The organism is Streptomyces sp. TLI_185 (assembly GCF_003814765.1).
In the GTDB taxonomy this organism is placed as follows: domain Bacteria; phylum Actinomycetota; class Actinomycetes; order Streptomycetales; family Streptomycetaceae; genus Streptomyces.
Genome location: NZ_RKRB01000001.1, coordinates 9,237,938 through 9,255,548, shown reverse-complemented (window position 1 = coordinate 9,255,548; position 17,611 = coordinate 9,237,938). Strand labels below are relative to the sequence as shown.

Annotated in this window: 16 protein-coding genes and 3 pseudogenes; 10 read left to right on the top strand and 9 right to left on the bottom strand. The window is 69.1% G+C overall.

Translation table 11 applies throughout. From position 1 onward, the window contains the following. Positions 1-112: 112 nt before the first annotated feature. Together EDD92_RS42480 and EDD92_RS52575 are read left to right on the top strand one after the other, a co-directional pair. Positions 113-1,414 (top strand): FAD-dependent monooxygenase, encoded by a 1,302-nt coding sequence (locus EDD92_RS42480; RefSeq protein ID WP_260327159.1) that lies wholly within the window; start codon positions 113-115, stop codon positions 1,412-1,414. Between the two features lie 911 nt (positions 1,415-2,325). Next, positions 2,326-2,388 (top strand): annotated as a pseudogene (locus EDD92_RS52575) (hypothetical protein); the annotation flags it as partial. On the opposite strand, the pseudogene EDD92_RS42470 reads toward EDD92_RS52575, so the two are convergent. Beyond that, positions 2,385-2,751: pseudogene (locus tag EDD92_RS42470) on the bottom strand (IS5 family transposase); the annotation flags it as partial. The pseudogenes EDD92_RS52575 and EDD92_RS42470 sit on opposite strands and share 4 nt — an antisense overlap. A 167-nt stretch (positions 2,752-2,918) precedes the next feature. Continuing rightward, complete coding sequence (locus tag EDD92_RS42465) at positions 2,919-3,275, bottom strand: hypothetical protein (protein WP_123969201.1); 357 nt, start codon at positions 3,273-3,275, stop codon at positions 2,919-2,921. A 498-nt stretch (positions 3,276-3,773) separates the two neighbouring features. On the opposite strand from EDD92_RS42465, the pseudogene EDD92_RS42460 reads away from it, so the two are divergent. Further along, positions 3,774-4,575, top strand: a pseudogene (locus tag EDD92_RS42460) (transposase); the annotation flags it as partial. On the opposite strand, the gene EDD92_RS42455 reads toward EDD92_RS42460, so the two are convergent. The 4 genes from EDD92_RS42455 to EDD92_RS42440 all read right to left on the bottom strand — a co-directional run bounded on the left by EDD92_RS42455 (position 4,568) and on the right by EDD92_RS42440 (position 7,373). Beyond that, positions 4,568-5,053 (bottom strand): hypothetical protein, encoded by a 486-nt coding sequence (locus EDD92_RS42455; RefSeq protein ID WP_185124309.1) that lies wholly within the window; start codon positions 5,051-5,053, stop codon positions 4,568-4,570. The pseudogene EDD92_RS42460 and the gene EDD92_RS42455 overlap by 8 nt on opposite strands. Before the next feature lie 139 nt (positions 5,054-5,192). After that, complete coding sequence (locus EDD92_RS42450; RefSeq protein WP_123969200.1) at positions 5,193-5,741, bottom strand: phosphatase PAP2 family protein; 549 nt, start codon at positions 5,739-5,741, stop codon at positions 5,193-5,195. A gap of 54 nt (positions 5,742-5,795) precedes the next feature. After that, on the bottom strand, positions 5,796-6,854 hold the full coding sequence (locus tag EDD92_RS42445; RefSeq protein WP_123969199.1) for a YihY/virulence factor BrkB family protein: 1,059 nt from the start codon (positions 6,852-6,854) through the stop codon (positions 5,796-5,798). A gap of 96 nt (positions 6,855-6,950) precedes the next feature. Further along, on the bottom strand, positions 6,951-7,373 hold the full coding sequence (locus EDD92_RS42440; protein ID WP_123969198.1) for a pyridoxamine 5'-phosphate oxidase family protein: 423 nt from the start codon (positions 7,371-7,373) through the stop codon (positions 6,951-6,953). A 263-nt stretch (positions 7,374-7,636) separates the two neighbouring features. On the opposite strand from EDD92_RS42440, the gene EDD92_RS42435 reads away from it, so the two are divergent. Further along, positions 7,637-7,921: an ANTAR domain-containing protein gene (locus EDD92_RS42435; protein WP_123969197.1), complete on the top strand. Its 285-nt coding sequence runs from the start codon at positions 7,637-7,639 to the stop codon at positions 7,919-7,921. A gap of 381 nt (positions 7,922-8,302) precedes the next feature. Here EDD92_RS42435 and EDD92_RS42425 read toward each other — a convergent pair whose 3' ends face one another. Then, a complete protein-coding gene (locus EDD92_RS42425) occupies positions 8,303-8,506 on the bottom strand; it encodes a hypothetical protein (protein WP_123969196.1) in 204 nt (67 codons plus the stop codon). Between the two features lie 263 nt (positions 8,507-8,769). Here EDD92_RS42425 and EDD92_RS42420 point away from each other — a divergent pair, with 263 nt between their 5' ends. Together EDD92_RS42420 and EDD92_RS42415 are read left to right on the top strand one after the other, a co-directional pair. After that, positions 8,770-9,591 carry a CorA family divalent cation transporter gene (locus EDD92_RS42420; protein WP_260327158.1) on the top strand — a complete coding sequence of 274 codons (822 nt, stop codon included), beginning with the start codon at positions 8,770-8,772 and terminating at the stop codon, positions 9,589-9,591. 298 nt (positions 9,592-9,889) lie between these two features. Beyond that, positions 9,890-10,333, top strand: coding sequence for an EF-hand domain-containing protein (locus tag EDD92_RS42415; protein WP_123969195.1), 444 nt, complete (start codon positions 9,890-9,892; stop codon positions 10,331-10,333). Between the two features lie 198 nt (positions 10,334-10,531). On the opposite strand, the gene EDD92_RS42410 is transcribed toward EDD92_RS42415, so the two are convergent. Then, on the bottom strand, positions 10,532-11,920 hold the full coding sequence (locus EDD92_RS42410) for a glycoside hydrolase family 43 protein (protein ID WP_123969194.1): 1,389 nt from the start codon (positions 11,918-11,920) through the stop codon (positions 10,532-10,534). A 248-nt stretch (positions 11,921-12,168) separates the two neighbouring features. On the opposite strand from EDD92_RS42410, the gene EDD92_RS42405 reads away from it, so the two are divergent. The 4 genes from EDD92_RS42405 (at position 12,169) to EDD92_RS42390 (ending at position 16,009) form a co-directional block, all read left to right on the top strand. After that, positions 12,169-13,593, top strand: a complete 1,425-nt coding sequence (locus tag EDD92_RS42405) for an amidase (RefSeq protein ID WP_123969193.1) — start codon at positions 12,169-12,171, stop codon at positions 13,591-13,593. A 26-nt stretch (positions 13,594-13,619) separates the two neighbouring features. Next, entirely contained in the window at positions 13,620-13,838 is a 219-nt protein-coding gene (locus EDD92_RS42400) for a hypothetical protein (protein ID WP_260327157.1), read from the top strand. 142 nt (positions 13,839-13,980) lie between these two features. Next, positions 13,981-15,468 carry a flotillin family protein gene (locus tag EDD92_RS42395; RefSeq protein WP_123969192.1) on the top strand — a complete coding sequence of 496 codons (1,488 nt, stop codon included), beginning with the start codon at positions 13,981-13,983 and terminating at the stop codon, positions 15,466-15,468. Positions 15,469-15,562: 94 nt separating this feature from the next. Next, complete coding sequence (locus tag EDD92_RS42390) at positions 15,563-16,009, top strand: type II toxin-antitoxin system PemK/MazF family toxin (RefSeq protein WP_123969191.1); 447 nt, start codon at positions 15,563-15,565, stop codon at positions 16,007-16,009. Between the two features lie 85 nt (positions 16,010-16,094). On the opposite strand, the gene EDD92_RS42385 is transcribed toward EDD92_RS42390, so the two are convergent. After that, on the bottom strand, positions 16,095-17,540 hold the full coding sequence (locus EDD92_RS42385; protein ID WP_260327156.1) for a DHA2 family efflux MFS transporter permease subunit: 1,446 nt from the start codon (positions 17,538-17,540) through the stop codon (positions 16,095-16,097). Positions 17,541-17,611: the final 71 nt, after the last annotated feature.

The window sequence follows — 17,611 nt, the reverse complement described above, 5'->3', positions numbered from 1 at the left end:
CGCGATCTCGTTGCCGTACCGATGAGTTTGGTGCGGATCCGCAGTCGATACCCCTGGATCCACCGACAGCGGTGGGCCTGTGCTGGAAACGTTCCAGCACGGGAGGAAGCACATGGAGGAAGTGTTGAGCGTCGACGACTCCGAGCGGGAGCGCACCATCCGAACTGGCGAGCAGGGGACCCGGGTGAGCGGTCCCAGGGTGTTGGTGGCGGGTGCGAGCATCGCGGGACCCGCGCTGGCCCACTGGCTGCGCCGGCGGGGGGCCGAGGTGACCGTGGTGGAGCGGGCTCCCGAGCTGCGTCCCGGCGGGCAGGCGGTGGACGCGCGCGGGGTCGCCAAAGAGGTCATCGGACGCATGGGGCTGGACGCGGCGGTCCGCGCGGCGTGCACCCACACCGCCGGCGCGCACACCGTGGACGCGGACGGACAGGTGCTGGAGACCTTCCGCGCGGACGACGACGGTGGCGACGGGTTCATCGCGGACATCGAGATCCTGCGCGGGGACCTGTCCCAGGTGCTCTACGACGACACCCGCGACGGCGTCGAGTACATCTTCGGCGACCGAATCGCCCAGCTCGCCCAGGACGCGGACGGGGTCGACGTGGTCTTCGCGGGCGGCGACCGGCGGCGCTTCGACCTGGTGGTCGGGGCCGACGGGCTGCACTCGGAGCTGCGGGCGATGGTCTTCGGGCCGCATGAGCGGTTCCTGCGCCACCTCGGGCATGTGCTGGCCTTCTACAGTGTGCCCAACGAGTTCGGGCTGGACCGTTGGCTGCTCGAGTACCAGGACCACGGGTCCGGGCGCTCAGCCCTCCTGCGACCCATCCAGGACGCCACCCGGGCGATGGCCATGTTCTACCTCCCCTCGGCTGACTTCGACGTCGACTACCGTGACGTCGCGGCCCAGAAGCGCCTGCTGCGTGAGCGGATGGCGGGCCTGGGCTGGCTGGCCCCGGACATCCTCGCGCACCTGGACGGCACCCCGGACTTCTACCTCGACCAGGTCGCCCAGGTGGTGATGGACCGCTGGTCGAGCGGACGGGTGGGGCTGCTCGGGGACGCGGCGTTCAGCTCGTCGCCGATGTCCGGGCAGGGCACCGGGCTGGCACTGGTCGGCGCCTACGTGCTGGCCGGAGAGCTGGCCGCCGCCGTGTGGGACCCCGAGGCCGGGTTCACCCGCTACGAGGCGCGGATGCGTTCGTTCGTCGAGGCCAACCAGGAGATCGGCCGATTGAACGCCTGCAGCCGCGACGTCCCCGGGCCAGACGCCGAGCCGCGCCCCGATTTCGCCGGCGAATGGTTCACCGAGCTGGTCGGGCGCGCGATCAACGGCATCGAGCTGCCCGAATACGCGGGGGCGCCGGACTCCGCAGCCCCGGCCGGATCGCCGATCACCTGGTCAGCCAAGCCGTAGGTGTCGCATAACGTGTCGAGAGGGACCACGGTTCGGCAGGACACCGCCGGACGACCTCCGCTCATGCCGCATGGTGCGCGTTGGAGCGCCCGTTCGGCGGCCACGCCACGTTCCGATGAGGCGGTGTCGACTCGGAAAGCTGACAAGATCGATGAGAATCCACGGCGCGGGGTCTCAGTGGTTCTGTCACTTGCCTGGTCGGCGCTCACCGGAACGGACAAGACCATGGAGACATCGACCCCGCGACGCCCATGCCCATTGATCCCCCGCCGGATTGCTGGCCCGTCTTGTCTCAAGGCAGCTGTCAGTGCGCAGCTCGCCTACATGGCTCCCTGACACGATGGATGAGAACGGACATCGAGGGTCGGGGGCACAGTGGACTGGGGAACACTCGTAGGCACCGGTCTTGGGGCGATACTCGGCATCGGATCGACACTCGCGGTGGACCGTGCACGAGCACGTCGCGAGAAGGACGTCCGCGGCGAAGAGCTTCGACGTCAGGTGTACGGCGAGTACCTTGTCGCGTTGTCACGGGCTCGGAGTCAACTGCGCGACATCGCCCATAATGTTCATGAGCCCCCGGAGCAGCGAGCCCGACAGGCGCGCGACACGGTACGTGAGAGCGGCGCCTACGAGCTCCGTCATCAGTTGCAGCTCTGCGCGCCGACGGAGGTGCTGGCACTCACCGAACAGGTGCACGCAGCGCTGCGAGACCTTCGAGAGGAGGTCCTGAACGGATCCACCTCCGAGAACGAGTCGTACCGGGCAACGCGCGCCGCCTATGAGACCGCTGCCCGGGCCCTCCGCCAAGCAATGCGTCGCGATCTGGGCGTCGCCCCCGGCTAAGGCGTGTCCGCCGGATCATGGTGCGGCTTGGACGGTGAGGCGGGTCATCTCACTACGATCGTGGGATGTTTGAGTACCGCGGGTGGATCACGGGCAGGGAGACCGCGGCCCATGAATACGATGAGCCTCGGTTGCGGCAGATCGTCGATGAGCTTCGCCTTCGCATTGCCCAGATGGACAGCTCGATCCTGTGGGCACCGGCGGCGAGCTGGTGGGCACGGCAAAAGGTCGAGTCGACGCCCACCATGCTCCAGTCGATCCGGTCCTCGGCAGCAGCGTCGGCTTGGACGGCCTGGAGTAACCGCTCCCAGGTGCCGTCTGCGGACCAGCGTCGGTGCCGTTCGTAGACCGTCTTCCACCTGCCGATCCTCTCCGGCAGGTCTCGCCACGGGATTCCCGTCCGCTCAACGGAACAAGATCCCGTTGATCACCCTTCGGTGGCTAGCCCACCGTCCACCGCGCCGCCCGCCGACAGGCAGATGAGGTTCCAGACGCCGTCACTCGTCGTTCGTCGGATCACCACGGCCCACGGCCAACTACACGGCCACGGAAGAGGGAACACTCATGATCCGCCGGACACGCATTGGGCGAACTGACCACCTCTGCGACACCGAGACAATTCCAGTTCGTATTCAACAAGCGGCTTGGTCACAGGGTTCTAGAGGTCTGCGATCCCATGGTCGGGCAAGTAGGGTGAAACGCCCGTCACCAGCCAATACTGAAGGTCTCGCAGCCTCGTGAGAGCTGCCTCGTAATACGTCGACGGCTCGGGGCGGGGAAACCGCGGATGGGCCGTGTGCCCGGGCAACCAGTCGGCACAGAGCCAGAATCCTTCCACCAGCCATCGCGGCAGGTCCTGCTGATCATGCTCCTCGAACCCTGAACACACACCGCGCATGGCCCGCTCCAGACGAGAGAAGGCATCCTTGTCCCACCTCTGATCACGGATCACGGTCGCAAGAAATGCCTCCTCGTACTCCGAGAACTCCTGCCGCAGCACAGCGAGATCGTCCATCGGACCATCATGACGGTGCCCACTGACAACTCGGCGTCGCGCGGCAATCAGGCGGTCGAGCTGTCGAGCCCGCCCGACGCACCACGCTCGATGCCCCCTACTGGTCAAACCTCAAGCCGTCCCCCGGAGCCACTTCAGGACGTCGAAGGGACGCAGGATCTCCACCAACTGGGGCCGCGTGGAGCCAACATGCCGGGGCCGCTGAACACGACAGCCAGTCGTACGACGCCCCGTGGAATGAGTGGCGCAAGGCGGCCGTCGCCTTCCAGGCCGCAGTGACCGAATACGCAGCACGCGACGACGTGGCCATGTCGCGGTACGAGGTGGAGCAGGCGGTGAAGCGGACCGTACGACACCGCGCGGGACGGTCTTCGGTACCTCTTCGATCTTCAGCTGCACGGGCAAACTACCGCTGCCTTCGCTCTGCAGCCACACCACCGACACGACCCCCCGTTACCGTTTTCGTGGCTCCGCAATGGGGCCTCCGGCAAGACGATCGCCGAGCTGGAGATGATCGTCGGGTTCGACGACGACCTGGCCGCCGAGGCAACGAGGGTCGCGAACAGGCTTCATGGCTTGCTGACGCAGATCCATCCGTTGCTGCAACGGGTCCTGGGGCCGCGGTTGCAGCATCCGGCCGTCCTTGCCCTGTTGGAGCGGTTCGGGTCTCCGACCCAGATACGCAAGGCGGACCGTTGGCAGCTGGTCACGCTGCTGCAGCCGAAGGCGCCGAGGATGGCCGAGCGGCTGGTTGAGGAGATTTTCGCCGCGCTGGATGAGCACACCGTGACCGTTCCGGTGACCGAGGCCGCGCTGATCGTTCCAAGCCTCGCCGGATCCCTGACCGCCGTCCTTGACCAGCGCAAGCTGCTGGCCGGGCGGATCAAGGAACTGCTGAAGACCCACCCTCTTCCGAAGGTCCTGACGTCGATGCCGGGAGTCGGCGTCAGGACCGGAGCCCGCATCCTGATCGAGGTCGGCGACGGCAGCACTTTTCCGACCGCCGACCACCTCACCGCATACGCCGGACTCGCCCCGGCCACCCGCAGCCCGGGCTCCTCGATCCGGGGCGGACAGCCCTTCAGGAGGGGAAAACAAGCAGCTCAAACGGGCCTTCTTCCTCCGCGTTCGGCGCCCTGGCCGAGCCTGCATCGCGGGCCTACTACGAAGAGAAGATCGCGCAGGGCCAACACCACACCAGGCCCTGCTCTGCCTCGCCCGGCGTCGAGCCGATGTCCTGTTCGCGATGCTCCGCGACGGCACGTTCTACGAACCCCAGCCCTCAGCCACAGTCACCTGACCAGCGGCTCCGCGAGGAGGACGACTCGATCAGCCTCGACGTCGAAGCCGAGCACCGGACGGCCATAGCCGCCCTCCGGATCCATCAGCACCGGCTTACCCAACTGCCGCCCGATCTCCCGAAGGAAGCCGCAGAACACATCAAGTCGCTCCTGGCCCTGCAACTCCCGCACGTCGACATCGAAATCGACTTCATCGGCGGCATAGAAACGGAAGATCACCAAGACACCGGCAACCGGCCAGACCCGCAGGTTCGGGCACTCGGCATCCGCCGGACGGGACAGCACGACCTCCGCCCGAGGCACCGGAAGCACCGTCTCTCCCTCGGAGTACTCGCACTGCCAGCCCCTCTCCGCGACAAGATCGAGGACCACCTGCCAGTCCTCCACCGAGGCATCCGGGACACGCACGTCCGGCAGCGACCCCACCAGGTCCGGGTCAAAGAAGCACTTCACGTCATCCCACAGCAGATCAGCCACACCACCATGCTGCCCGGCACCCGGGCTCAGCGCAGCACTGTTTCCCTTGACCAAAGACATAGGGGCACCCGCCGTCAACCAGGCCCTGAACCGGCCATGCACCCGCATCAAAGCATTCAGCGAACTTCGGCAGAGCCGCTCAGAGCCAATGGCGCAGGAGCCGTGCCGGGGCATGGCGTGCAAGCCAGGCGCCGGCCAGGCCGATGGCGGCGCCGGCGACGACGTCGCTGGGGTAGTGGGCGCCGGACTGTACCCGTTCGAGGGCCACCATGGCGGTCGGCACCGCGCACAGCGCGCCGACGGCCGGCCAGGTGGGGGTGACGGCGGCGGTGAAGGCGATCGCGGCCGCGGTGTGCCCGGAGGGGAACGAGGACGAGTCGGGGCGATCGTCTGCTTCGTCGTGCGGGATCCACTCCTTGGGCGGCCTGGGGCGGTCGGCGAGCTTCTTGCACGGGCCGTTAGACGCCAGCTGCGCCACCACCATGGCCCCCATCCCGGCTGCCGCGGCCTGGCGGCCCCGCCGCCCGCCCAGCCACACCATCGCGGCGGCGGCACCGCACCACAGCTTCGTGCTCTCCGCGGATTCCTCCACCGCCGACAGCGCCTCGGCGACGCGCCGTGGGATGCGGGAAGCCGCCTGCTGTGTCAGAACCCGGTCGGCCTCATGCAAGCCCGTCAGCAACCTCATGAACTGCGGATATCCCCAAGCGTCACGCGATAATCAGCTCGGACTGTCCGACGTTCATTCGTCCAGTCGGCGCAGGTCCTGCTCGTCCCATTTCCGGGTGTCGCGCGGCTGGGTGTAGGGCTCCTTGCCGGGTGGCTGACCGCCGGCGATGGCCCGCTGCCGGACGGTCTCGGCGTCGAACTCCAGGCCCAGCAGGATCGCCAGGTTGGTGATCCACAGCCAGATGAGGAAGACGATGACGCCGGCCATGGTGCCGTAGGTCTTGTTGTAGGAGGCGAAGTTGGCGACGTAGAACGCGAAGCCGGCGGACACGATCAGCCAGATGACCAGGGCGAGGAAGCTGCCCGGTGTGATCCACCGGAATCCCTTCACCCGGGCGTTCGGGGTGGCCCAGTACAGCAGCGCGATCATGATCGTGACCAGGATCGCGAGGACGGGCCACTTCGCGATCGACCACACGGTCACGGCGGTGTCGCCGACCCCGAGGGTCTTTCCGGCCTGGCGGGCCAGCGTGCCGGTGAAGACGACGATCAGGGCGCTGATGACGGCGAGCACCATGAGGACGGCCGTCAGGCCCACCCGCACCGGCAGGACCTTCCAGACCGGCCGGCCCTCGGGCATGTCGTAGACGGCGTTGGCGGCGCGGATGAAGGCGGCGACATATCCGGAGGCCGACCACAGCGCCAGGACGATGCCGACGATGGCCATGATCGAGCCGAGGCCGGCGTTGTGCTGCAGCTGGGTGACGGCCCGGGTGATGATGTCGCGTGCGGAGCCCGGGGTGAACTGCTGGAGGTTCTTCAGCACCGAGTCGGTGGCGGACTTGCCGGCCAGGCCGAGCAGGGACACCAGCACCAGCAGGGCCGGGAAGAGAGCCAGCAGACCGTAGTACGTCAGCGCCGCGGCCCGGTCGGTCAGCTCGTCGTCCTTGAACTCGCGCAGGCTGCCCTTGAGCACCGCCCCCCAGGCCGTCTTCGGCAGGTGCGTCGGGGTATCCGGCGCGCGTTCCTCGACCGCGGGCCCGGGGCCCACCTCCTCGGGTGGCGGGGCCTCACGCTGGGGGACCTCGTCACTGCCGTGGTGCTCTTTCCGCCCAGGAACATGCAGCTTCATACCCGGCGAGTACCCCCATACATCCGCCCAATCAGGACATCGGGGTGGCTGGAATCCGAGAGCGTCCTCGCTGCCCAAGCATGCTCGCGCGTTGGTTCAGTGCTCGAGGCGGTAGCCGGTGACGAGTTCGGCACGGATGCGCACGACATGGTGCATGCTCATGTCGGCCCAGGGGGTGAGGAGTCCCTGGTAGCGGACCACCTCCAGTGGCGCGGTGACGGGTGTGGCGGGGCCGGTGACCATGACGCTCCAGCCCGTCCGGGTCTGCGGATCGATCTGGTCGGCCTCGTAGACCACGACCTCGGCAACGGAGGTGTGGCACAGCAGCACCGACCCGGCCTGGGTGCCGATGACAACGGCGTCGCCGTCGACCACGTGGTTGACCGGGCGGATCACCGGCAACGCCTGCTGGGTGAAGCCGACCCGGCCCAGCGGGACGCTGGCCAGCAGCGCCAGGGACTCCTTGCGGCCCAGCTCGGTCATCCGCGCCGCGGTGACGGCGCGGGACACATTCCTCATGGCAGCTCCGGCTGCGGGAGTGGTGACAGGTATGTGAAACTCGACGCTCCCTCTTCGCGCTTCCGGCGCCCAGGGCCGGAGGGCCCTCATACCGGCCTTGTCTCATGCCGGGTGTTCTGGCGGGCGCGGGGGCAGGCGTTTGGCATGAGACCTTCTCAGCACAGGTTTCGGCGGGCCCGCACCGAAGCAGCAAACGCGTTCCCGGTCGATGGCGGCCGTGGCGCCGTCAGGGCGGGTGAGGGGGCCTCGCACCGGGTGAGGCCGTGGAACTGCTGTGGGAGAAGGAGCAGTTCGAGCATGCGATGGAGAGCCGGCCGGTCATCGACATGGCCTGTGGAGTGCTGATGGCGGGCTTCGCCTGTCAGCCGGAGGATGTGTGGGAGATCCTGGTGACCGTCTCGCAGCTCGCCGACATCAAACTGCGGGAGGTCGCCGACGCGGTGACCTCGGCCGCGACCGGAAAGCCGATGCCGGCGGATCTGCAGGAGCACCTGACGGCTGCCGTGCGGGCACGGCAAGAGCGGCATGAGCGCGGATGGTCCGGGTAGTCGCAACGGTGCCTGGCCGGGGAAGGGCCGTGAAACCTGGGGAGGTCGAAGCGGCCCTTCCCCTGTTCTCGGACGGGGCACTCAGGGCCCCGGCACGTCCTTCGCCTCCGCCGAGCCACTCGATCCGTGCGGAGGCGGCGATCTCGTCTTCGTCTGCCAAGCCCACCTCCAGCCCGGCACGCCGGAGAAATGGCGACCATGTCCCGCATGCCGTAGGCGCGTCCGGCGGCGGTTCCCTCGACGCGGACCAGCCGGCCGCCTTCGCCGTCGGACGGATGGACGATCACCGGGTGCAAGGCGGACACGAGGGAACCTGTTCGGCTGCGCGGAGAGTACGGGGCGATCGGCGCGGGTCCCGGCAGCCGCCTTCGTCTCGACGCGTCACGCTGCATCGGCGCGCCGCGCGCTCTGCCCAGCCGCACTGCGCTCGGCGGCGGCCGGGCCGTCGTCGTGGACCAGCCGCAGGTGACGTCCCCGGGCGTGGCGGGGCGCCGGCGACCCGGCCGACAACCGGTCCTCGATGCGGTCCATGGCGTACAGCAGCACTCCCAGGAGCGGCAGCAGTAACACGGCGACGACGATCACAGCAGGTCCCTCCGGCCGGCGACACCTGGCCGGGTTTCCCCCCGGGACCCTGGCGAGCAGCCCGCCGTGTGAAGGTCTTGTGACGACCAGGCCCACCGCTTCGGCGGCGGGTCTTTGCGTTCCCGAGAGCATGGGGCGGGTCTTCGCGTTCCCGAGAGCATGGAATGCGGGGGCGGAAGCATCCGAGAGGGCATGGAGTGTGTGATCCACCGAGAGAAGACGGGTGAGGGCGAGGAGATCGACTGCCGGCAGGCGGACGGGGGATGCGAGGTCACCTGGAGCGTCTGGGGATACTGAAGCCGGACGAGTTCGCCTGGATCCGGCTGTCCGAACCCGGTCAGGGGGCGCAGCAGCGGCTGGGCCAGTACCTGAAGCTGCATCCCCTGGCCATCGAGGACGCGGTCCACGCCCATCAGCGGCCCAAGCAGGAGCGTTACGGCGACGTGCGGCTCGCCCAGCAGCCCGACATGGCCCGGCTCGGGCCTGTCAGCGTGCTGCACGCGGTGACTGACGTAATCACCGCGCCTACACATCACCGCGCCTACACCCGGGCCGCGGCCCAGATACGCACGGACCTGACCGACCTGCAGCGGTGCGTGTTCTCGCCCGCCCACGAGGACCTGACCGAGCAGATCCACTCCCTCAAACGGGAGGTGGTGGAGTTCCGCGACGCCATCCAGCCGCTGGTCCCGTCCTGCAGCCCTTCACCACGGCACGGGACGACTGGCCGCCGCAGGTCGTGCCGTACTTCCGGGACGTCGCCGACCACCTCACCCGCACCGACACCGAGGTCCGCGCCCTGGACGATCTGCTCGGCCATCCTGGATGCCCATCTTGCGGAGGTGGGCACCTGGCAGAACGACGACAGGCGTCGCATCAGCGCCTGGGCGGCCATCTTCGCCATCCCCACCATGACCGCCGGGATCTACGGCATGAACTTCGCCCGCATGCCCGAACTGGACTGGCGCTACGGCTACCTGTGCGCGCTGGCCGTGATGGCGCTGGAAGCAGGGACTGCTGTACCGGGCCTTTCGCCGCAACGGCTGGTTGTGACAGCAAACGACCCCCGAGTTGACCCGTACTAAGGCACGGGTCATACGACCGGTGGCACCTCAACTGCCCTGCGTGTGATGCGAGCAGCGGCGCGAAGGACGCGGCGCCAGGTGCGGGCTGCGGGGCAGGCGACAGGGCGGGTGTGCACGAGTCCGGGCCGGGAGCGGGACATCGCTGTACAGGCGGGCAAAGCGGCGCTGGCCGCCTGGGTCGCGTGGGCGGTGGCCGGTAGCCGGTAGCCGGTAGCCGGTAACCACGATCGTCCCGGTGGCGATCGCCGCCGGCTGCTGTAGGCCCTCGGCCGTCCGGGCCGTCGCCAGGGAGGAATACATGGCGCGCACCAGGAGCGTGGCGCTGGCCATGGGACTCAAGGACGACGACCAGTTCGTCGTCACCGCACGCACCCTCGACGAGCGCGCGTGGGCGTCGATGGACGCCGACGGCGACGGAAAGATGACCTTCGACGAGTACACGGCATGGGTCGGCGCCGAGGCGTTCGACACCGTCTGCGCACCCGTCCTCGCCGCCCTCTTCGACCTCGCCGACACCAACCATGACGGCGCCCTCGACCTCCGCGAGTTCACAGCCCTGCGCACAGCACTCAACAACCCGGCCACCAACGCCGAGACAGCATTCACTGCCCTGGACACCGATGGCGACGGCCGCATCAGCCGTGACGACTACATCGCGTCCATCCGCGCTCACGTCACAGGCGAAAGCTCTCCCATGGGCAGGGCGCTGTACAGCAGTCCGCTCTCCGACATCCCAGCGTGATGATCACGCGTGGCGGGCACCGGTGTGCAGGTTGGCGCAAGCGGTGCCGAAAGCGGCAAGGACATGACGTCCGCGCAGTGGACCTACGCGGACGCCGTCCAGTCACCAGACCCGTCGGACACTGCCTAGTACGGCTGTGTCGATGGGCCGGCTCCAGGTGCGGGAGTGGAGCCGCACCCAGGTCAGCAGCGGTGCGGCTCAGACCCAGGATGCCACCGGCGTGAACGAACTGTCCTGCCAGAACAGATCCGTCCCCGCCGTCGCCTCCACCCTCAGCTGGTAGTTGTAGTGCCGCAGGTAGTAGCCGGGATAGTTGTACGACTCCCAGCGGATCGAGCCCGATGCCGTGCCTGTCCTGGCAATGAAGGTCGCGTCCTTTGCGAACGTCGACGTGCCGTCGTTCGCGTCGAAGCGGCCCCGGAAGTCGTAGTGGCGCAGGAAGTTGCCCGACGTGTCGCGGAAGGAGAAGGCATTCGAATCGGCGAGTCCCGCCACGACCGTGAAGGTCGATGCCGTCTTCTCCGCGCTCGTGCTGGAGCTGGTCACCACCGGGAGGTTGAGCAGGGAGGACTGCTCCTGCCAGTAGCGGGTGGTGTAGTTGGCCGACTGGAAGGAGCGCGTCACGTTCTTCGACAGGCTCGGACCGCCTGACACCGTCTCCTTGATGACCGTGAAGTGGCGTGCCGTACCGGAGATGGAGGGCAGTGCCTTCGGGGCGGACCAGGTCGCGAAGGTGTCGTAGCTGTCGCTGTAGTAGTAGTTGCCGTCGCCGTAGCCGTCGAAGAAGATGCGCCAGCCGCCGTTGTCGAGCTGGATCACGGACGGGCCCTCGCGGTAGCTGCCCCAGCCGGCCCAGTCGCCGGTTCTGGTGATCGTGTAGGGGCCGGTGAGGCTCGGCGCCGTGCCGTACTCGATGTACTTGGCCGTCTCGTTCTTCGTGAACGCGTGGTAGGTCGAGCCGATCTTCACGATGTACGTGTCGATGTGGTTCGAGCCGATCCCGGACAGGGCGACAGGTGAACTCCACGCCGTGAGCGCCGAGTTGGTGGCCTTCAGGCGGTACGGCGTGAAGATCCACTCGTCGGTGGTGAGCGAACAGGAGACTATGACGTTGACGCTGCCGTCACTGTCGACGAACCACTCCGGCGCCCACGCCCGGGAGAGGTTGGTGATCGGGACCGTGTAGTCGTACAGGAACGTCCAGTTGACGCGGTCGGAGCTGCGGGCGAAGCCGATGGTCGTGCTGACGTCCTGCCAGGTGTGCGTGGTGTAGGTGAGGTAGTAGTAGCCGTCCGTGTGCTTGAAGACGCTCGCGTCGCGGATCCTGTTGCTCGGCGGGGTGTAGGCCGAGGCCTGGACGAGGCGGAAGTCGGTGGCGTCGTCGGACTGGTAGACGTTGACTGTGCCGTCGTTGCTGTTGAGGAACGGGACGATGGTGTAGCGGGTGGCGGAGCCGCTCGCCGGTGCCGCGGCCGATGCCGTGCCGAGCAGGCCGGGCAGTTCGCCCAGTACGAGCGCCGAGGCGGGCAGGGCGGCCATCGCGCGCAGGAGGGCGCGGCGGGACGGGGCGGGGGGTCGAATGCTCACGTGCGGCTCCTTGGTCCAACCGAAAACCGTGATGTCCGGAATATCGAACATGGTTCGGCAATTCGGTCAGAAGGTAAAGGTGAGGCCTGTGTGCGTCAATGGATTGAGCAGGACTGGATGACGCCTGTGTGACGGTTGTGTTCCCGTCGAACCGCCACCGGGAGAAGGGATGTTCGAGACTCCGTACCGCAGAGGCCCGCTGGACGTTACCGTTCAGTAGACAATGCTGTCCCGGAGAGGTGTCCCGCATGACGCTCGACCGTGCCGCAGGCCTGACGGAGTCCGCCCGAGCTCTCGCCGAGGGGGAAACCACCTCCCGGGCACTCGTCGAGCAGGCGCTCGCGCGGATCGAGGCGACGCAGCCCTCCCTGAACGCCTTCCGGATCGTGCGGGCCGAGGCCGCCCTGGCCGAGGCCGACGCGGCGGACGGGCAGCTGTCCGCCGGGGTGCGGAAACCGCTGCTCGGCGTACCCGTCGCCGTCAAGGACGACATGGACGTGGCCGGGGAGCCGACCGCCTTCGGCTGCGACGGGGAGTTCCCGCCGGTCGCCGAGGACGGTGAGGCCGTACGGCGGTTGCGCGCGGCCGGGGCCGTCGTCGTCGGCAAGACCAACACCTGCGAGTTCGGGCAGTGGCCCTTCACCGAGGGGCCCGCTTTCGGCGCGACCCGCAATCCGTGGCATCCGGAGCACACGCCCGGCGGCTCGTCCGGCGGGTCTGCCGCCGCCGTCGCGGCCGGTCTCGTGCCCGCCGCGCTCGGCTCGGACGGCGCCGGATCCGTGCGCATCCCCGCCTCCTGGACCCACCTCGTCGGCATCAAGCCGCAGCGCGGCCGCATCTCCACCTGGCCGCGCGGCGAGTCGTTCCAGGGCATCACCGTCAACGGCACCCTCGCCCGCACGGTCGCGGACGCGGCCCTGCTGCTGGATGCGGCGAGCGGCAACCACGAGCTCGATCCGCACCGGCCTGCGGCCATCAACGCCTCGGAGGCGGTGGGCCGTGAGCCCGGGCGGCTGCGCATCGCGCTCTCCCTCAAGCCGCCGTTCACCGCCGTGCCCGCGCGCCTGCAGCCTGAGGTGCGCTCCCGCGTGCTTCAACTGGCGGAGAGGGTCAGCGCGTTGGGGCATGTCGTGGAGGAGGCCGACCCGCCCTACGGGCAGATCGGACTCACCTTCGTCCCCCGCGCCACCGCCGGGATAGCCGAGCGGGTCAGCGAAGCTCCCTTCCCCGCACTCCTCGACCGGCGCACCCGCGAGGCCGCCCGGCTGGGCCGGCTCCTCGGCGGGGTACCGCTGAGGGCGGCGCGGCGTGCGGAGGCGGTGCTGCAGCGTCGTATCGGCGCCTTCTTCGAGTCGTACGACGTGGTCCTCGCGCCGACGACCGCCGCTCCCCCGCCGCCCATCGGCGCGATGCTGGCGCTGAGCGGTTTCGCCACCGACCGCGCGATGATCGCCGCCTGCCCGTATGCCTGGCCGTGGAACGTGCTGGGCTGGCCCGGAGTCAATGTGCCCGCCGGGTTCGTGAACGGCGGGCTGCCTGTCGGGGCGCAGTTGCTCGGGCCGGCCGGCAGCGAGCCCTTGCTGATCTCGCTCGCCGCGCAGTTGGAGGCTGAGCTGCGCTGGCACGAGGCGTGGCCGCCGCAGCGGGCCGTCACGGACTCCCCGGCAGTGTAGGCGGGTTCGGCCCGTACGCTGTGACCATGGACGATGCGTCGATGGTCGGGCTCATGGGGCGGGTCACCGGTACGGTCGGGCCCGGGCTCGTCGGCGAGGTGATCGTCCGGGTGCGGGGCGGGGCCGAGCACTTCCTCGCGTACGCGGCCACCGGAACCGACCGGATCGAGCGGGGCACGGTCGTGATGGTCGTCGAGTACCTGCCGCCCAGGACCGTCTACGTCAGCGCCGCGTACGACAGTTGAGCATGCTCCGCCCCAGGTGAGAGCGGTGTGAGGGCGGGCGCGTCAAGAACGCGACAAGGATTCGCCGGCGTCTTCTCCCCGGCCTCGCACAGGAGCACACTCCCTTCGTCGGTGCCGAAAGGGCACCATGCAAAGGGGGCGTATGCCGATGGTTGTCGGCGTCGTTGCGGGAGTGGTGGTTGCCTCCATTCTCGTTCTGATCGGTCTGTTCAAGCTCATGTGGCGCGTCGCCGAGCCCAATGAGGCGCTCGTCATCTCCGGATCGAAGCACAAGACGGAGGGGCTCGGGGAAGGGATGGGATTCCGCATCGTCACCGGGCGCGGCACGCTGGTGCTGCCCGGTGTGCAGGCGGTGCGCAAGCTCTCGCTCGACCTGAACGAGACCGAACTGCATGTGGACTGCGTGACCCACCAGGGCATTCCGCTCAAGGTGCGGGGCGTGGTCATCTTCAAGGTGGGCGACGACTACGTGTCGATCGCGAACGCGTCCCGCCGCTTCCTCGACCAGCAGAAGCTGATGGCGGAGCGGGTGCACAACGTGTTCGCCGGTCATCTGCGGTCCATCGTCGGCGGGTTGACCGTCGAGGACATGATCCGCGACCGGGAGAAGCTCACCGCGCAGACCCGGGCCGCCTGCGGCACGGAGATGGAGAAGCTGGGGCTCATCGTGGACTCCCTGCAGATCCATGAGATCGAGGACCCGACCGGGTACATCCAGAATCTGGCCGCACCGCACGCCTCCGCCGTCCAGCGGGACGCACGGATCGCGCAGGCGGAGTCGAACCGGCTGGCCACGGAGGCCGAGCAGCAGTCGTTCGCACGGATGGCGGAGGCGACCCGGGACAGCGAGATCCTGCAGGCCGGTTACCAGGCCCAGCGGGACAAGGCGGCCGCGCAGGCGCGGCAGGCGGGTCCGCTCGCCGATGCCGCGGCCCGGCAGGAGGTCGTCGTCCAGGAGACCCGGGTCGCCGAACTCGAGGCGCACCGGCGGGAGCAGCAGCTCCAGGCGGACGTCCGCAAGCCCGCGGACGCCAAGGCCTACGAGAAGCGCACGCTGGCCGAGGCCGAGCGCGACGCGCGGATCTCGGCGGCGCAGGCCAAGGCGAAGGAGACCGAGCTGGCGGCCGCCGCCGAGGCGACCCGGGTCAAGACGGCCGCGAGCGCGGAGGCCGAGGCGACCAAGGCACGGGGTGCCGCGGCCGCCACGGCGACCAAGGCCACCGGTGAGGCCGAGGCGGCCGCCGCGCAGGCCAAGGGTCTGGCGGACGCCGAGGCGACCAAGGCCAAGGGGCTAGCCGAGGCGGAGGCCATCAAGGCGCGGGCCGCGGCCCTGGCCGAGAACCAGGAGGCGGTCGTCGCCCAGCAACTCGCCGAGAACTGGCCGGAGATCGTCAAGGCGGGCGCGTCCGCGTTCGGCAGCGTCGACAACATGGTGGTGCTCAACGGCGCGGACGGCATGGCCGACATGCTCGCCAAGGCACTCACCATGGGCGGCACCGGCCTCGGTCTGGCCCGCCAGCTGCTGGCCTCGATGAACCAGAACGGGCAGACCCCGCACGGGACTTCACCGTCCCTGAACGGGATCGCGGCACCGCCGTCGCAGAAGGTGCCGGTGGAGAAGGAGGGATAGCCGTACCGACGCAGGTACGACAGCAGCCCCCGGGGGCCCTCGGTTTGGAGGGCCCCCGGCCTGCTGAGCTGCCCCGTGCCTCTAAGGTGCCTGCGTGACTGCGTTTACCGATGAGAACGTCCCGGGCCGCTTCGGCCCCACCGCCACCACCGAGGCCGACCCCCGTCAGGTCGGCAGGGTGCGTACGGAGTACTCCCCCGCGCACGACGGCGACCCCGACCCCGGCGAGATCGTGTGGACCTGGGTGCCCTTCGAGGAGAACGACGGCCGCGGCAAGGACCGCCCGGTGCTCGTCGTCGCCCGCGAGAGCGCCGGCACCCTGCTCGCCGTGCAGCTGTCCAGCAAGCGGCACGACGGCGACCGGGAGTGGGTGGCGATCGGCAGCGGGCCCTGGGACCGGTCGGGGCGCGACTCCTGGATCGACGTGGACCGGGTGCTGCGGCTGCACGAGGACGGCATGCGCCGGGAGGCCTGCGCCCTGGACCGGGGGCGGTTCAACCTGGTGCGGCAGCGGCTGGCGGAGCGCTACGGCTGGAGCTGAGCGTACGGCCTCGCCGGACCGGACGCCATTGCTCGATCCAAGTGCCTCGTGAGGTCGGCGCGGGACTCGTGGCGGCGGTCCGTCATCAGCCGTGCGCCTGCTGGGCGTGCTTGGGCAGCAGGCCCACCAGCAGCAGCGTCAGGAGGTTCAGGCCCGCGGCGATGCCGAAGACCAGTTCTGCGGCGGCGAAGTAGGAGTGGACGGACGGGTGCCCGACCCAGGCGAAGAACACCGTGCCGAGGGCGGCGACGCCGATGGCGCCGGCGAACTGCTGGACGGCGTTGAGCAGGCCGGCGCCGGTGCCGACCTCCTCGGCCGTGGCGTCGCCGATGATGAAGTCGACCAGCGGGACGAACACCAGCCCGGAGCCGAAGCCGGTGAGCAGCAGCGCGGGCGCCAGCTTCCAGACGGTGATGCCGGCGCCCCAGTGCGCGAGGGACCACCAGTCGGCCAGCAGGCCGATGACGGCGAGGGCAAGGCCCAGGTGCAGGGTGGCGCGTCCCAGTTTCTCGGCGAGCACGGCGCCGGCCAGCAGGACGGCGACGGCGGTGCCGAGGGCCCAGGGGATCAGGGTGAGGCCGGTGTGCAGCGGCGTCCAGTGCATGCCCTGCTGCAGCAGCAGGTTGATCACGAGGACGAACGCGCTGAGTGAGGCGTAGAACCCGGCCACGATCACCAGGCCGACGACGAAGCTGCGCTTGCGGAAGAGCGACGGTGTGATGACCGGGTGCTCGCTGCGCCGTTGGGAGACGACGAACAGGGCGAACAGGACGACCGCGGCGGCCATCATGACGTAGGTCCAGGAGGGCCAGCCGAGTTCGCGGCCCTGGATGAGCGGGACGATGAGCAGGGCCGAGGCCGCGGTGAGCAGGCCGACGCCGGTGAGGTCGAGGCGGGCGGCCGGGTCCTCCCCGCCGCGGCGGGGCAGGACGCGCCATCCGAGTACGGCGGCGAGGACGCCGAACGGGACGTTGATCAGGAAGATGGAGCGCCACTGGCTGCCGAACAGGTCCAGGTGGAGCAGCCAGCCGGCCAGGATGGGCCCGGCCACCATGGTCAGGCCCATCAGCGGGCCGACCGGGGTCAGGGCCTTGCGCAGGTGCTGGGGCGGGAAGACGACCTTCACCAGGGCCAGACCCTGCGGGATCATGACCGATCCGCACAGGCCCTGGAGCGTGCGCGCGACGATCAGGAACACCACATCGGGGGCGAGGCCGCAGGCCAGCGAGGCCAGGGTGAAGCCCGTCATACCGAGCAGGAACAGCCGTCGGCGCCCGAGCAGGTCCCCGAGCCGTCCTGAGGTCACCAGGCCGAGCGCGAAGGCGGCGGTGTAGGCGCTCAGCACCCACTGCACGGTCACCTGGCCGCCACCGAGATCGGCGCGGATGGACGGGCCGGCGAGATTGGCAATGCTGGAGTCGATCAGGTCCATGAGGTCGGCCAGGACGACGACGGTCAGTACGAGCCACGCGGTGCGCAGCGGCAGCGTGGGAATGGTGGGCGCTTGAGATGAGCGCTGGTCAATGGACACGAACACTGTTCTACATCGGAGCACCGTTCCTAACAATACGAACAGTGTTCCTAGTGACATAGAACACTGTT

Coding starts and splice junctions, on each gene's coding strand:
- EDD92_RS42395 (WP_123969192.1), top strand. CDS start 13,981: ATGCCGATGGTTGTCGGCGTCGTTGCGGGAGTGGTGGTTGCCTCCATT.
- EDD92_RS42400 (WP_260327157.1), top strand. CDS start 13,620: ATGGACGATGCGTCGATGGTCGGGCTCATGGGGCGGGTCACCGGTACG.
- EDD92_RS42420 (WP_260327158.1), top strand. CDS start 8,770: ATGCGAGGTCACCTGGAGCGTCTGGGGATACTGAAGCCGGACGAGTTC.
- EDD92_RS42415 (WP_123969195.1), top strand. CDS start 9,890: ATGGCGCGCACCAGGAGCGTGGCGCTGGCCATGGGACTCAAGGACGAC.
- EDD92_RS42445 (WP_123969199.1), bottom strand. CDS start 6,854: ATGAAGCTGCATGTTCCTGGGCGGAAAGAGCACCACGGCAGTGACGAG.
- EDD92_RS42440 (WP_123969198.1), bottom strand. CDS start 7,373: ATGAGGAATGTGTCCCGCGCCGTCACCGCGGCGCGGATGACCGAGCTG.
- EDD92_RS42480 (WP_260327159.1), top strand. CDS start 113: ATGGAGGAAGTGTTGAGCGTCGACGACTCCGAGCGGGAGCGCACCATC.
- EDD92_RS42450 (WP_123969200.1), bottom strand. CDS start 5,741: ATGAGGTTGCTGACGGGCTTGCATGAGGCCGACCGGGTTCTGACACAG.
- EDD92_RS42405 (WP_123969193.1), top strand. CDS start 12,169: ATGACGCTCGACCGTGCCGCAGGCCTGACGGAGTCCGCCCGAGCTCTC.
- EDD92_RS42465 (WP_123969201.1), bottom strand. CDS start 3,275: ATGGACGATCTCGCTGTGCTGCGGCAGGAGTTCTCGGAGTACGAGGAG.